The 16106-nt window shown below is 74.1% G+C and carries 5 protein-coding genes and 1 pseudogene; 5 read left to right on the forward strand and 1 reads right to left on the reverse strand.

Annotated elements, in window-relative coordinates:
- Positions 1-17 precede the first annotated feature (17 nt).
- Genes AAH979_RS33935 through AAH979_RS33955 form a run of 5 tightly spaced genes read left to right on the forward strand, consistent with a single transcriptional unit; the run spans position 18 to position 15462 of the window.
- Positions 18-4781, forward strand: coding sequence for an amino acid adenylation domain-containing protein (locus AAH979_RS33935; protein ID WP_346262216.1), 4764 nt, complete (start codon positions 18-20; stop codon positions 4779-4781).
- Complete coding sequence (locus AAH979_RS33940; RefSeq protein WP_346262217.1) at positions 4778-8749, forward strand: amino acid adenylation domain-containing protein; 3972 nt, start codon at positions 4778-4780, stop codon at positions 8747-8749. The genes AAH979_RS33935 and AAH979_RS33940 overlap by 4 nt, the downstream gene beginning before the upstream one ends.
- A complete protein-coding gene (locus AAH979_RS33945) occupies positions 8736-12131 on the forward strand; it encodes an amino acid adenylation domain-containing protein (protein WP_346262218.1) in 3396 nt (1131 codons plus the stop codon). Before AAH979_RS33940 ends, AAH979_RS33945 begins: the two co-directional genes overlap by 14 nt.
- The gene (locus tag AAH979_RS33950; protein ID WP_346262219.1) at positions 12128-14209 is read left to right on the forward strand and encodes a beta-ketoacyl synthase N-terminal-like domain-containing protein; all 2082 of its coding nucleotides are present in this window, start codon (positions 12128-12130) and stop codon (positions 14207-14209) included. Before AAH979_RS33945 ends, AAH979_RS33950 begins: the two co-directional genes overlap by 4 nt.
- A complete protein-coding gene (locus AAH979_RS33955; RefSeq protein ID WP_346262220.1) occupies positions 14206-15462 on the forward strand; it encodes a cytochrome P450 in 1257 nt (418 codons plus the stop codon). The genes AAH979_RS33950 and AAH979_RS33955 overlap by 4 nt, the downstream gene beginning before the upstream one ends.
- Before the next feature lie 370 nt (positions 15463-15832).
- Here AAH979_RS33955 and AAH979_RS33960 read toward each other — a convergent pair.
- Positions 15833-16106, reverse strand: a pseudogene (locus AAH979_RS33960) (chromate transporter); the annotation flags it as partial.

A 16106-nucleotide genomic window follows, 5' to 3' on the forward strand; every position in this document is an offset into this window, starting at 1 on the left:
GGTGCCGGGGTGCCGGAATGAGCAGTTCGACGGCCGGCCGGTTCGCGGCGCTGCCCGGCGAGCAGCGGATCAAGCTGCTGCGTCGGCTCGTCGAGGCGGGCCGGCTCGGGGAGATCCCGGCCATCGTGCCACCGCGGGACACCGCCGTCCCGGTACGGCTCAGTCTGGCCCAGGAGGATCTCTGGGTCTACGAGTCGCTCTATCCGGGCACGCCCGCGCTGAACCTGTGCTGCGCCTACCACTTCGACCACCCGGTGGACGTGGCCGACCTGGAGCGGGCACTGACGATCGTCCAGGAGCAGCACGACATCCTCCGGGCGAAGATCGCGGGCAGCGTCGGCGAGCTGCGACTCGACATCCTTCCCGCCGGCCGGTTCAGCCTGGAGCGGCTCGACCTGAGCGGCAGCGCGACGACCCTGCGCGAGGCGCTGGCGGCGTTCAGCCGCCGCCCGTTCGACCTGGGCCGGGACCGGCTGATCCGGGGACAGTTCATCACCGTCGACGACACCCGCAGCTCGTTGGTGCTGGCCCTGCACCACATCGCCACCGACTGGTGGTCGTTCGACATCCTGCACGGCGAGTTCGTCGAGGCGTACCGGGCGGTGCGGGCGGGGAGCGCGCCGCGGCGGGGCCGGCCGGAAATCCAGTACGCCGATTTCGCCGCCTGGCAGCGGGAGCTGGACGCGTCCGGGGTCTTCGACGCGCAGCTCGGATTCTGGCGTGACTACCTGGCCGAGCTGCCCGGGCCGCTGACCGTCGGCAACACCGCGGCCGCCGTACCGGGGAGCGGATCCGGGATCGGGCAGGTCCCGTTCCACGTCGACGCCGAGACCGAGGCGGCGCTGCGCGCGTTCGCCCGGGAGCGTGGCGCCACCGCGTACGCCGTGCTGATGACGGCGTTCGCGGTGCTGGCGTACCGGCTGGCCGGGCGGCCGGACTTCGTCCTCGGCACGCCGACGGCCAACCGGTCGGCCAAGGGACTGGACCGGGTCATCGGGTACGTGATGAACGCGGTGCCCACCCGGTGGCGGATCGGGCCCACGGAGAGCTTCGCCGACCTGCTCGGCCGGTTCACCACCGAGTTTCCCCGGCTGCTGGCGAACGCCGACGTACCGGTGGGCCGGATCGTGAGTGCGGTCGAGGCGGAGCGGACGCATGGCCGATCCCCGCTGTTCCAGTGGGTGTTCATGCACCTGCCCCGGCAGGAGAGCGTCCGCGCGCTGCGGGAGATCGCCGATCCGGAGCGTGTGCACACCGGTGGCGAACACGACATCGTCGGGATCACCCGGGACACCGAGGACGGCATCGCCGGCACCCTGGAGGTCCGTACCGACGTCTACCCGGCCGAGCTGGTCCGGTGGTGGGCCGGGTGCTTCCCCGTCCTGCTGACCGGGCTGCTGGCCGAGCCGGACGCACCGGTCGACACCATCGCCCTGCTTGCCGGGCCGGACCGGCGGCGGCTGCTGGTGACGGCGAACGACACCTCGGTCGACGTACCCGCCGCGTCCATCGCCGACCTGGTCGCCCGCCGGGCCGCCGACACGCCGGACGCGGTCGCCGTCGAGTCGGACGAGCTGTCGCTGAGCTACGCCGCACTGCTCGACCGGGCCGATCGGCTGGCCGGCCGGCTCCGGGAGCACGGCGTCGGCGCGGAGCGGGTGGTGGCGCTGGCGTTGGGGCGTACCACCGCGATGGTCGTCGCCGTGGTCGCGGTCCAGCGGGCTGGCGGCGTGTACCTGCCGGTCGACCTGGACCACCCGGCCGACCGGATTCGGTTCCTGTTCGACGACGCCGGACCGGTGCTCGTGGTCACCGACGCCGATTCGGCATCGGCGCTGCCCGACACCGGCGTACCCCGGCTGGTGCTGGCCCCGGCGACGACCGGCGACGATCCGGCCGCCACCGCCGTGGCCGACCCGGTTGTTCCGGGTCAGGCCGGCTACCTGGTCTACACCTCCGGCTCGACCGGCCGGCCGAAGGGCGTCGTCGTCAGCCACGCCGGCATCGCCAGCCTGGCCGAGGCGTTGGTACGCCGGTTCGCGCTGACCGCCGACAGCCGGATTCTCCAGCTCAGCTCGCCGGGCTTCGACATCTCGGTCGCCGAGCTGTGCATGGCCTTCGGCTCCGGCGGCACCCTGGTGATCCCGCCCCCGGGTCCGCTGGCCGGGGCGGCGCTCGGCGCGGTCCTGAACGAGCGCCGGGTCACCTGCGCGCTGCTCCCACCGGCCGTCCTGGCGAGCGTGCCGCCCGGCGACTACCCGTGGCTGCGTACGCTCTGCGTCGGGGCGGACGTCTGCCCGCCCGACCTGGTCACCGCGTGGGCGAGCCCAGACCGCCGGTTCCGCAACGCGTACGGGCCGACCGAGAGCACCGTCGCGGCGACGATCAGCGAGCCGCTGTCGGCCGGTACCGGCGCCCCGCCGATCGGCCGCCCGATCGTGAACACCCGGGTGTACGTGCTGGACGCCCGGCTGCACCCGGTGCCGGTGGGCGTGCCCGGCGAGCTGTACCTCGCTGGTGCGGGTGTCGCCCGCGGGTACCTGGGGCGGCCGGGGGAGACCGCCGAACGGTTCGTCGCCGACCCGTTCGCGAGCCGGCGCGGCGCGCGGATGTACCGCACCGGTGATCTGGTGCGGTGGCGCGCGGACGGGCAGTTGGACTTCCTCGGCCGGACCGACGACCAGGTGAAGCTGCGCGGGCTCCGGATCGAACCGGCGGAGATCGAGGCGGTACTGGCCGGGCACGAGGCGGTGGCTCAGGCCGTCGTGGTGCTCCGCGAGGACACCCCGGAAGACCGGCGGTTGGTCGGGTACCTGGTGCCGCGCGCCGGAGCCGAGCTTCGGGTGGACGCGGTGCTGGCGTACGCGCTCGCCCAACTGCCCGTACAGATGGTGCCGAGCGCGCTCGTGCCGCTGGACGCCCTGCCCGTCACCGTGAACGGCAAGCTCGACCGGGCCGCGCTGCCCGCCCCGGTCGCCGGGCCACGGCCCCCGTCGCGCCGGCCGGGCAGCGCCCGCGAGGAGTTGCTCTGCGCACTCTTCGCCGAGGTGCTGGGCGTGCCGGAGGTCGGCGTGGACGACGGCTTCTTCGAGCTCGGCGGGGACAGCATCATGGCGATCCTGCTGGCCGGCCGGGCGCGTGCCGCCGGGCTGGAAGTCACCCTCCGCGAGGTCTTCGCCGCCCGGACGCCGGCCGCGCTGGCGCTGCTCGCCCGCACCGCGACCGCCCCGACCGCCGGGCCGGAGCGGTCCGGAACCGGACGGTTCCCACTCACCCCGATCATGCACTGGTGGCGCGAGCACGCCACCGACGATGCCGCGTTCGCCCTCTCGGTGCACTTTCCGGTCCCGGCGGCGCTGGACCTCGATCGCGTCGACGCGGCACTGCGGGCGCTGACCGACCGGCACGACGCCCTGCGGCTGCGACTGCTGCGGCACGCTCCCGACGACTGGGAGGTGGAGGTGTCGCCGCCGGGCTCGGCGCAGGTCAGCGGCGGGGCGGTCCGGGTGGACGCCGTCGCCATGACCGACGCCGACCGGGACACGGCGATCCGCGAGACCGCGGCCCGGGTCCGGCTGGCGCCGGATGCCGGCCACCTGCTGGCGGCGGCCTGGTTCGACGGCGGGCCGGAGCGGGCCGGGCGACTGCTGTTGACCGTGCACCACCTGGCGGTCGACGCGGTGTCCCTGCACATCCTGCGCCAGGAACTGACCGAGCTGTTGCGCGCGGACCCGAGCACCGCCGCGACCGCGTCGCCCGCCGGATCGGCTCCGGCAGCGGTGGCGCGACCGGCAGCCCCGGCAGCGGTGCCGGCGGGGTCGGCACCGGGCACCGCGCCCGCCGGTCGGCCCTCGGGTACGTCGCTGCGGCGCTGGGCCGAGCTGCTGCACGATCGGGCCGGCCAGGTGGTGGACGAGCTTCCCCGGTGGAAGGGCGTGCTCTCCGGACCTGAGGCCCGGCTCGCGCCGGGACGCGGCGGTGCGGGCCGGCGGGCGACGGTGCCGGTTACCCTGTCCGCGGTCGAGACCGAACCGGTGCTCGGCCAGGTCCCGACGGCCTTCCGGTGCGGTCCCGACGACGTCCTGCTGACCGCGCTGCTCGCCGCCGTCGTCCGGTGGCGTGGTCGGGGCACCGGCCTGCTCGTCGACCGGGAGGTGCACGGTCGGGACGCGCGGGTGGACGGGGTCGACCTCGCCGGCACGGTGGGCTGGTTCACCAGCCGGTTCCCGGTCCGACTGGATGCCGGGGAGGCGGCCGCCGAGGCGTACTGGCGGGGCGGGGCCGACACCGGCAAGGCGCTGAAACAGGTGAAGGAGCAGTTGCGCGCCGTACCGGCCGAGGGGCTGGGGTACGGACTGCTGCGCTACCTCAACCCGGAGACCGCCGCCACGCTGACCGCGCTGCCCCAGCCGGACGTGGGATTCAACTACCTCGGCCGGTTCGAGTCGGCCATCGGCCGCGCCGAGCTGCTCGGCGTGGTCTGTGCGGATGCCGTACCGCTGACCCATGCCCTGGAGCTGGACGCGGTGACCCGGGTGGGTACGGATGGCCCGCAGCTCGTCGCCACCTGGTCGTACGCCACCGGCGTGCTCGCCGAGTCGGAGGTGCGCGAGCTGGCCGAGCACTGGCGGGCGGCGCTGCGGGTCCTCGCCGAGCATGCCGCGACCGAGGGGGCCGGCGGCGCGACCAGCTCCGACTTTCCACTGGTGGACCTGAGCCAGGAGCAGCTCGACGCGCTGGCTGCCGACCTGGACGGGCCGGGTGGGGGTGGGTCGTGGTGAGCGGCGGTGGTATCGCCGACGTACTGCCGCTGGCACCGGGTCAGCAGGGCCTGCTCTACCACGCGCTGGTGCACGGTTCGGGGCCGGACGTCTACCTGGTGCAGTCCCGGTTCCGGATCGACGGTCCGGTGGACCCGGAGCGGCTGCGGGCCGCGGTGACGGGTCTGCTCGTCCGGCACCCGAACCTGCGGGCGTGCTTCCGGCACCAGGGCCTGGCCCGGCCGGTGCAGGTGATACCGCGCCAGGTGACGCTGCCGTGGACCGAGGTCGACCTGTCGGAGCACGGACCGGCCGGGGCGGAGGCGGAGCTGCGCCGGCTCCTGGCGACGGACCGTGCCCGGCGGTTCGACGTGACCCGACCGCCGCTGCTGCGCGGCACCCTGGTCCGGTTCGGCGCGCACCGGACCGACCTGATCCTGACGCTGCACCACATCCTGCTTGACGGCTGGTCGATGCCGATCGTCATCCGGGAACTCGCCGAGCTGTACGCGGGCCGAGGTGCCGAGCTGCCGCCCGCCCCGCGGTTCCGGGACTTCCTGGCCTGGCTGCGCGGCCACGACGGTGAGGCGGCGACCGTGGCCTGGCGGGCGGCGCTGGCCGGGATCCGGCAGCCGACCCTGGTCGCCCGTGGTCCGGTGCCCCGCACCGCGGTCCCGCCCGAGACGATCGAGTTCGAGCTGCCCGCCGACCTGAGCGCGGCGATACGGCAGCCGGCCCGCGCGGCCGGGCTGACCGTCAACACGCTGGCCCAGGCCGCCTGGGCGGCGGTGCTCGCCCGGATGACCGGCACCGACGACGTGGTCTTCGGCGCGGTGGTGTCCGGCCGGCCACCGGACCTTGCCGGGGTGGAGACCATGGTGGGGCTGCTGATCAACAGCGTGCCGGTCCGGGTCCGGCTGAGCCCGGGGCAGCAGGTCGGCGAGCTGCTGGCCCGCCTCCAGGACGAGCAGTTCCGGCTGATCCCGTACCACCACGTACCGCTGGCGCAGGTGCAGCGACTGTCCGGGATGAGTGAACTCTTCGACACGGTGCTGGCCTTCGAGAACTTCCCGCGCGGTGCGGACGACCCGTCCTCCGACGGCGGGCCGCGGCTGGTCGAGGTGCGGGACGCCACCCACTACCCGCTGACGGTGGCGTTGCTGGTCGGCGAGCGGGTGTCGTTGCGGCTCGACTACCGCGCTGACTGCTTCGCCGATGCCGAGGCGGAACTGGTCGTACGGCGGTTGGTCCGGGCCCTGGAGGTGCTGGCCGGTGACCCGGACACCGCCATCGAGCAGGTCGACGTGCTGCCGGCGGCGGAGCGGCACCGCCTGCTGGTCACCTGGAACGACACCGCGCGCCCGTCGTCCGGTCGCAGCGTGCCGGAGCGGTTCGCGGCCCAGGTGGCGCGTACCCCCGACGCGGCGGCGGTCGAGTCGGACGCCGGCATCCTGAGCTATCGCGGGCTGGCCGACCGGGCCGACGCGCTGGCCGGCCGGCTGGCCGCCGCGGGCGTCGGCCCAGAGTCACCGGTCGGGTTGTTGCTGGCCCGGTCGGCGGAGCTGGTGGTCGGCCAGCTCGCGGTGCTGATGGCCGGCGGCCACTACGTCCCGCTCGACCCCGGGCAGCCCGCGTCCAGGCTGGTCCGGCTGCTGGCCGACGCCGGGGTGCGGACCCTACTGGCCGACCGGGCGCCGGACTGGCTCCCGGACGGCATCCGGGTGGTCACCCCGGACGGTGCCGGTGCGGATGCCGCCGGATCGGGCACCGGCCCGGTTGGCCGGGGCGGACCCGGCGTGCCGCACCCCGACTCGGCCGCGTACGTGATGTTCACCTCCGGCTCGACCGGTGTCCCCAAGGGAGTGGTCGCGACCCACCGCAACCTGCTGGAGCTGGCCGCCGACCGGTGCTTCGCCGGTGGCGCGCACGCGCGGGTACTGCTGCACAGCCCGGACACCTTCGACGCGGCCACGTACGAGACGTGGGTGCCGCTGCTGACCGGCGGCACCGTGGTGGTCGCGCCGCCCGGACCGGTCGAGCCGGACACCCTCGAGCGGATGCTGGCCGACGGCAGGATCACCGCGCTCTGGCTTACCGCCGAGCTGTTCCGCACCGTGGCGCAGCTCGCCCCGGACGTGCTCGCCGGTCTCCGCGAGGTGTGGACCGGCGGCGACGTCGTCGACCCCGACGCGGTACGCCGGGTGCGGCGGGCCTGCCCGGACCTCCGGCTGGTGAACGGCTACGGCCCGACCGAGACCACCACCTTCGCCACCCGGCACCCGATCCGCCGCTGCACCGGCCCGGTCCCGATCGGCCGTCCGCTCGACAACACCCGGGCGTACGTGCTGGACCCCCGGCTGCGCCCGGTACCGGTCGGCACCGTCGGCGAGCTGTACCTGTCCGGTACCGGCCTGGCGCGCGGTTACCTGGGGCCGGCCCGGACCGCCGAGCGGTTCGTCGCCGCGCCGTACTCGCCGGAGCCGGGTGCCCGGATGTACCGCACCGGCGACCTGGTGCGCTGGACCGTCGACGGGGAGCTGGAGTTCGTCGGTCGGGCCGACGACCAGGTGAAGATCCGGGGCTTCCGGATCGAGCCGGGTGAGGTCGAGGCGGTGCTGGAATCCTGCCCCGGCGTGCACCGCGCGGTCGCCGCCGCCCAACCCGGGCCGGACGGGGGCCGGCAACTCGTCGCGTACCTGGTGCTGGGACCGGACGGCGACCTCGCGGCGGTACGCCGGCACGCGGCGCAACGGCTGCCCGGACACCTGCTGCCGACCGGCTACCAGCGGATCGACCGGGTGCCGGTGACCCGGCACGGCAAGGTGGACCGGGCCGCCCTGCCGGCACCGACGGTGCACATCGGACAACCAGGTGCGGCAACTCCGTCGTCGCACCGCGAGGCGAGCCTGTGCGAGTTGTTCGGCACGGTGCTGGGCGTGCCGGCGGTCGGGCCGGACGACAACTTCTTCGAGGCCGGCGGCCACTCCCTGCTGGCGATGCGGCTGGTCGCGGCGATCGAGAGCGCGCTCGGCACCCGCCTCCCGATCAGCGCGCTGTTCGACGCGCCGACCCCGGCCGCGCTCGCCGCCCGGCTGGACGCCGTCCCCCGCAACCTCGGGCTGGCGCCGATGCTCACCCTCCGCGCCGACGGCGACCGTACGCCGCTGTTCTGCCTGCATCCGGGGATGGGCCTCGGCTGGTCGTACACGGCGCTGCTGCCGGTGCTGGCGCCGGTGCGCCCGGTGCACGCCCTCCAGTCGACGGTGCTCGGCGGGCACACCCCGCCACCGGCGAGCGTGGGGGAGATGGCGGACGAGTACCTGCCACGGATCCGGGCGGTGCAGCCGGAGGGGCCGTACCTGCTGCTGGGGCGCTCGTTTGGCGGGCTGCTGGCGTACGAGCTGGCCGCCCGGCTGCGCGCGGCCGGTCAACCGGTCGGGCTGGTGGCCGTGGTGGACGCCGTGCCGGCCAGCGCCGTGTTCGACGAGCCGCTCCCGCCGCTCGGCGAAGCGGTGGTGGAGAAGGAGATGCTGCGCATCCTGCTGGAGTCCGGGCCACCGGGGCTGGTTGCCGAGGTGGGCCGGCTGGACCGGGCCGAGGTCTTCCCGGCAGTACGCGCCGCCGAGGGCCCGTTGCGCGGCTCGACCGACGAGCAGCTCGCCGCCATGGTCGACGTGGGTGCCCTGCACCTGCGGCTGACCCGCGACTACCGGCCGTCCCGGTACGACGGCGAGGTGCTGCTCTTCTCGGCTACCGCCGACACCGGCGGGTTGACCTCGGAGGCGAAGGCCGCCGCCTGGCGCCGGACGGCCGGGCGGGTACGCGTGCACGAACTCGGCTGCGCCCACCGCGACGTGCTGAAGCCGGGACCGATCGCCGAGATCGTCGCCGCCATCGACCCGTTCCTCACCAGCGCCGACAATCCTGTCCGTCTCCGGAGTGCCGACCATGCCGCCCGTCTCGGGAGTGCCGACGATGTCGCCCGCTGAGCAGAGCGCCCCGGTCGCCGAACCGGTGGAGTACGAGTTCCCGGTGTCGCCCGGGCAGGCCGGCCTGCTGGTGCTGGAGCGGATGCACGCCGGTAGTGCGCAGTACCACGTACCGACCGCCTTCGCGGTACGCGGCCCGTTCGACGTCGACGCGTTCACCCGCGCCCTCGACGCGCTGGTACGCCGGCACGAGTCGCTGCGTACCGTGTTCCGGACCGTCGGCGGCGAACATCGTCAGGTGGTGGCGGCCGAGGCGACGGCCGAGGTACGGATCGACCGGGACGTGCCGGTGGCCGAGGTCGACGCGGCGATGCGGGCCGAGGCGGCGCGCCCGTTCGATCTCGATCGGGGCCCGCTGCTGCGCTGCCGCGTGTACGCCGTCCTGGACGGCAGCCACCGGATCCTGCTGACCGTCCACCATCTGGTCTGCGACGGCTGGTCGGTGCAGGTCATGCTGCACGAACTGGCCGACCACTACCGCGCCGACGTTGATCGGCGGCCCGCCGTCGTCGAGCCGCTGCCGATCCAGTTCCCCGACTACGCCGCCTGGCAGCGGGATCGCCTCGCCGAAGGGGAGTACGCCGCCGCCGTGGCCCACTGGCGCGACCTGCTGCGGGACGCGCCCACCGTGCTCGGGCTGCCCGCCGACCGGCCCCGCCCCGCCGTGCAGAGCGCGGCCGGCGGCGTACACCGGTTCGTCCTACCGGTCCAGACCCGGGAGCGGCTGGCGGCGCTCGCCCGGCACCGGGGTACCACCTCGTTCGCGGTGCTGTTCGCCGCCTTCACCGCATTCCTGAACCGGATATCCGGCCAGTCCGACCTGGTCGTCGGCGTCCCGGTCGCCGGCCGCGACCATCCCGAGGTGCAGGGCATGGTCGGGATGCTGACCAACACCCTGGCGCTGCGCGTCGACCTGTCCGGCGAACCGGTCTTCACCGAACTGGTCGACCGGGTCCGCGACCGGCTGGATACGGCCCGGGCGTACCAGGACGCGCCGTTCAGCGCGGTGGTCGACGCGGTGGCCCCGGAGCGCCAGTCCAGCCACGACCCGGTCGTCCAGGTGGTGTTCGCCTACGACGACGAGACCGCGCTGGAGCTGGATCTGCCGGGGGCCCGGGTCGAACGCGTCGAACTCCCGCTCGACGTGGCGAAGTTCGATCTGCTGATGTACGTGGAGCGCTGGGGCGCCGACCTCGTCGGGCAGCTCATCTACCGCACCGACCTGTTCACCCCGGCCACCGTCCGGCACTGGGCACGCGGCTTCCAGGTGCTGCTGGACGGCCTGCTCGACCGGGCGGGCACCTCGATCGCCGACGTCGAGCTGCTCGATGCCGAGCAGCGGCACCGGGTCCTGCACGAGTGGAACCGGACCGCGGCGCCGGCGCCGGACCGGCTGGTCGCCGACCTGGTGGCCGAGCGCGCCGCCGAGCGTCCCGAGGCGACCGCGCTGGTCTGCGGCGACACGGTGCTCAGCTACCGCGAGCTGCTCGACCGGGCCGATCGGTTGGCGGCCCGGTTGGTGGCGGCCGGGGTGGGGCCCGAGGTACCGGTCGGGGTGTGCCTGCCCCGGTCCGCCGAGATGGCCTTGGCGGCGCTCGCCGTGCTGCGGGCCGGCGGCGCGTACATCCCGCTCGACCCGGAGCAGCCGCCGGCCCGGCTCCGGCAGATGCTCGCCGGTGCCGGTGCCCGAGTCGTCCTGGTGGCGTTGGAGCCGACCGGAGCGGCGTGTCAGGCCGCCGGGACCGCCGGGCGGTCCGGGGACCTGGGCGTGCCGGCGATGGCGGTGACCGAGGCGGCCCTGGGCGTGCCGCAGGTCGGCGCGGTCACGGATGCCGGGGTGACCGGTGGACCGCCGGACGTGGTGGTGACCGACGGGGCGGCCCGACCGGAGCGTACCGGCCGCCGGAGCGCGCGGACCCCCGGGCCGGACAACACCGCGTACCTCCTCTACACGTCCGGCTCGACCGGTACGCCGAAGGGGGTGGCCGTGTCGCACCGGGCGCTCACCAACCTGGCCACCGCGGTACGCCCGCAGTTCCCGGTCACCGAAGCGGACCGGGTCCTCCAGTACGTCGCGTTCAGCTTCGATGTCGCCGTCTCGGATCTCTTCTTCGCCTGGGTCGCCGGTGCCGAGCTGCACATCGCGGGCGGGCACGAGCGGCTGGGCGACGCCCTGTACCGGCGCCTGCGCGACTCCCGGATCACGTACGCCTTCCTGCCGCCGTCGGCCGCGATGTCCCTGCCCCGCCCACCCGGTGCGTTGCCCGAGCTGCGGACACTCGCCGTCGGCGGCGAGGCGTGCCCGGCCGAACTCGTCGAACGGTGGTGGGCGCCGGGCCGCCGGCTGGTCGACGCGTACGGGCCGAGCGAGGCGACCGTCTACGCCAGCACCGCCGAGCTGCGGCCCGGCGAGCCGGTGGTGATCGGTCGGCCGGTGGCCAACGGGCGCGCGTACCTGCTCGACGGGCGGCTGCGGCCGGTGCCGGTCGGCGTGGTCGGCGAGATCTACCTGGCCGGTGCCAATCTCGCCCGGGGTTACGCCAACCAGCCGGGACTCACCGCCGAGCGTTTCGTCGCCGATCCGTTCGGCCCACCCGGCTCGCGGATGTACCGGACCGGGGATCTCGGCCGCTACGACTCCGAGGGAGTGCTCGGCTACCTGGGCCGGTCGGACACCCAGGTGAAGATCCGTGGCTTCCGGGTCGAACTGGGCGAGGTCGAGACGGTGCTGGCCAGCCATCCGCAGGTCGCGGTGGCGGCGGCCACGGTGCATGGCGACGGCAACCGGCGGCGACTGGTCGCTTACGTGGTCGGTGCCGGCGACCCGGCGCCGGGCGGCGGCCAGCTCCGCGGCTGGCTCGCCGAGCGGCTGCCCCGCTACATGGTGCCGGAGAGTGTCGTACACCTGGACCAGTTGCCGATCGGCCGGACCGGAAAGGTGGACCGGGCCCGGTTGCCCGCCCCGCCGGCCGGCCGACCAGAGCTGGGGCACGAGTACGTCGCGCCGACCACCGGCACCGAGCGCCGGCTGGCGGCGATCTGGTCCCGCGTCCTCGAACTGGACCGGATCGGCGTGCACGACAACTTTTTCGAGCTGGGCGGCAACTCCCTCCGGCTGCTGGCGGTGCTGACCGGGCTGCGCGGGCACGACGCTGACCGGGACGACGCCGACCGCGATGGCGAGCTGACCATGGTCGACCTGTTCCGGTATCCGACCATCGCCACCCTCGCGGTACGCCTGGACGGTGCCGCCGGTTCCGCCCCGCCGGGCACCGACCGCGACGCGTCGAGGCGCCGTGGCCAGGACCGGCGGGCCCGGCTCGCGGCTCGGACCGCGCGGGTCCGCCCCGGCAACGACTCAGAGAAAGGCGGCCTGGCATGACCGACGCACCCGCCGTGGCGATCGTAGGGATGAGTGGACGCTTCCCCGGCGCTCGCGACCTCGGCGAGTACTGGGAGAACCTGCGTACCGGCGCCTGCTCGATCGCCACCTTCGATGCCGAGGAACTGCTCGCCGCAGGGGTCGACCGGGACGAGCTGAGCCATCCGGGTTACGTGCCCGCAAAGGGATACCTGGCCGGGGCGGATCGCTTCGAGGCGGAGCTGTTCGGCTTCAACCGCACCGAGGCGGCCGCGCTGGACCCTCAGCACCGGCTGCTCCTGGAGACGGCCTGGAGCGCGCTGGAGGACGCCGGTTACGATCCCCGGAACGTCCCCGACCGGACCGGCGTGTACGTCGGCGGCAGCCCCACCGAACACATGCTCGCCGCCAACACCGACCGCCGGCTCGCCGCCGAGCTGGGCCCGATGCAGCTCCGGATCCTGACGGATCGGGAGTTCCTGGCGCCCTGGGTGTCGTACCGGCTCGGGCTGGAGGGTCCCAGCCTGACCGTGCAGACGGCCTGTTCGACCTCGCTGACCGCGGTGCACCTGGCCGCGCAGGCGTTGCTGCTCGGCGAGTGCGACACCGCCCTCGCGGGCGGGGTGGCGGTCGACTCGGTGCACAAGCGCGGCTACCTGTACCGCGACGGCGGCATCTTCGCGCCGGACGGGCGGTGCCGGCCCTTCGACGAGAAGGCGGCCGGCACGGTCAGCGGCAACGGCGTCGGAGTGCTCGTACTGCGCCGGTTGGCGGACGCGCTCGCCGACGCGGACCCGATCCACGCCGTCGTCCTCGGTACGGCGGTCACCAATGACGGTTCGGCGAAGGTGGGCTTCACCGCGCCCAGCGTCGGTTCGCAGACCAGGGCGATCGTCGAGGCATGGGCGGCGGCCGGGCTGGATCCCGCCGCCGCGCAGTACCTGGAGATGCACGGCACCGGCACCGAGCTGGGCGACCGGATCGAGCTCGCCGCGGTGGCCGGTGCCCTCGGCCAGCCACCCACCGAACCGTGCGGCATCGGCTCGGTCAAGTCGAACCTCGGCCATCTCGACGCGGCCGCCGGGGTGGCGAGCCTGATCAAGGTGGTGCTGATGCTGAGCCACCGGACCATGGTGCCGACGGTCAACGTCCTGCGCCCGCATCCGGATCTGGACCGCGTGCCCTCGTACCGGCTGGTCACCCGGCTGACCCCGTGGGACCGGCCGGGCGGCGACCAGCGCCTAGCCGGCGTGACCGGGCTGGGCATCGGCGGCACCAACGTCCACGTGGTGCTGGGCGAGCCGCCCGAACCCGTCCGCCCGGCCCCGCCCGAGCGTCTCGAACTGCTCCCGATATCCGCCCGTACGCCCGAGCAGCTCCGCACCGTGGCGCGCGAGTTGGCCGCCGTGCTGGGTACGCCCGATCCGCCGGCCCTGGCCGACGTGGCACATACCCTGCGTACCGGTCGGGCCTCGCTCGCCGTCCGGGCCCAGGTGGTGGCCGGCAGTGCGGCGGAGGCGGCGAGCGCGTTGGCGGCGCTGGCCGACGGGCGGCAGCTCGAGGGCGCGGTGCTCGGGGAGGTCGCCGAGGCCGGGGAGCTGCGCGTTCTCGGTGAGTCATGGGTGCGGGGCGAGGCCGTCGAGTGGCCGGCGCCGGCCGCTGGCGCACGGCGGGTGCACCTGCCGACGTACCCCTTCGCGGGGGAGGGCTTCGGTGCGCTGACCCTCACCGCGCCGGCACCGGTGCCGGCTTCCGCGCCGTCGTCCGCACCCGCGGGTCCACAGCGGGTGGACGAGGGGCCGGACAGCCGGGATCGGCGGGTGTCCGAGGCGGCCGTCGCCGAGTTGCTCGTCAGCGTGCTCGGGCTGAGCGGTCCGGACGACCTCGACCAGTCGTACTTCGCCGCCGGTGGTGACTCGTTGACCGCCGTGCACCTGGTCAGCCGGCTCGGTGACGACTTCGGCATCGAGGCCCCGATGGAACTCTTCCTGGAGCCGCTCAGCCTCCGCGAGCTCGCCGCCCGGCTCAGCGCGATCGGGGACGGCGCCGAAGACGCCATGCTCGCCGCCCTACTTGACGAGATGGAGTCGCGGGATTGACCGCCGCCGATCACCCGGTCGACTCCACCCCGACCGACGACAGCACCCCGGTCGACGGCATCGACCTGCTGGACCCGTACCTGCACGCCACGCGTGACCTGACCGAGGTCTGGCGGTGGCTGCGCCGGTACGACCCGGTGCGCTGGCACCCGACCACCGCGCTCGGCGCCGGCAAGGGCTTCTGGGTGGTCACCCGGCACGCCGACGTGCTACGGGTGGTCCGGGACAGCGGTACCTTCACCTCGCTGCGCGGCAACATGCTCGGTACGGTGCTGCGCGGTCACGACCCGGGCGCGGGCAAGATGCTCGTGGTCAGCGACGGCCGCTTCCACAGCGGTCTGCGTAGCCTGCTGCTCGGCGGGTTCGGCGCGCGCTCGCTGGGCGCCGTGACCCAGTCCATCACCGTCGCCACCCGCGACCTGCTCGGTGGGCTGCTCGAGCGGGGCGGCGGTGACTTCGTCGTCGAGGTGGCCGCGCAGGTGCCGCTCCGGGCGATCTGCGAACTGCTCGGTGTCCCGGCAGCCGACCGTGCCCGGATACTGGAGTTGACCGGCGCCGCGATGCTCGGCGAACACGCCGAGCAGACCGGCATCGAGGCCAGGATGGCGCAGAGCGAGATCCTGTTGTACTACACCCGGCTGGCCGCGCAACGTCGCGCCGTACCCGGCGACGACATCATCAGCCTGCTGGTCAACAGCAGCGTCGACGGCCGCCCACTGACCGAGGAGGAGGTGCTGCTGAACTGCTACAACCTGGTCATCGGTGGCGACGAGACGGCCCGGCTCGCCCTCGCCGGCGGCCTGCTGGCGCTGGCCACACACTCCGACCAGTGGGTACGCCTGGTCGCCGATCCCGCCCTGCTGGAGAGCGGCACCGAGGAGATCCTGCGTTGGACCACCCCCGCCGCACACGTCGCCCGCACGGTGACCAGCGACACCGAACTCAACGGTCGCGCCCTGGCCGCCGGCGACGTGCTGACGCTCTGGACCGTCTCCGCCAACCGCGACGAGGAGGTCTTCGCCGACCCGGACACCTTCGACCTCGCCCGCCGGCCGAACCGGCACCTCACCTTCGGCTACGGTCCACACTTCTGCATCGGGGCCCAACTGGCCCGGGCGGAGATCCGCGCCCTCCTCGCCGAACTGCGTACGACCGTGCGGACCATCGAGCTGACCGGCCAGGTCACTCGGCTGCCGTCGAACTTCGTCAGCGGGCTGAGCACCCTTCCGGTGGCCCTGACGGCGCGCCGATGACGGCACCGTCGACTCGGCTGTCCCAGCGACCGGGGCAGTGGACGATGGCGCCTCCACCGTCAAGTACGGCGAGAGTCCATTACGATCGGTCACCGGCTCGGTTCGGTACTGTGGTCCGGTCGTTGCCGAACCAAGAGTCGCGTATGAAGGCACTGTCCCTGCCCATTGCCACCGATCGGCTGCTGCTGCGGTCATTCACCGCGTAGCCCTCCGCCGAGCGGCCCTATAGTCGGCCTCGCCGGCGGTCAGGCGCGGGTCAGCTGCCCCGCGCGGGCGTTGCCGCGAGGGTCTCAGCGCCCGAAACCCGTCCTACGACGGTTGTCGGTGCACGCTGACTTTGTGGTGTCACTGCGCCTCATACCGGATCGGGTCAGGCGACCGGCAGGCCCGCCAACCCGGCGCCGAGTCCGAGTACGGCGCTGAGGCCGAGGACCCGCAGGACGGACCACCTGAACCGGAAGATGAGCACGCCAGCGATGACGGCGATGGCTAGAGGCACCCACCGGACGGCTGCGGGTTCGGGCAGTTCCAGGCGTAGCGGCCCGCCGGTGACCGTGCGGCTGTCGGCGAACAGGGTGTGGACGGTGAAGTAGAGGCCGAGGTTGGCGATGACGCCGACGACGGCGGCGGTGATGCCGGTGAGC

The sequence above is a fragment of the Plantactinospora sp. ZYX-F-223 genome (genome assembly GCF_039649625.1).
Classification (GTDB): Bacteria; Actinomycetota; Actinomycetes; order Mycobacteriales; family Micromonosporaceae; genus Plantactinospora.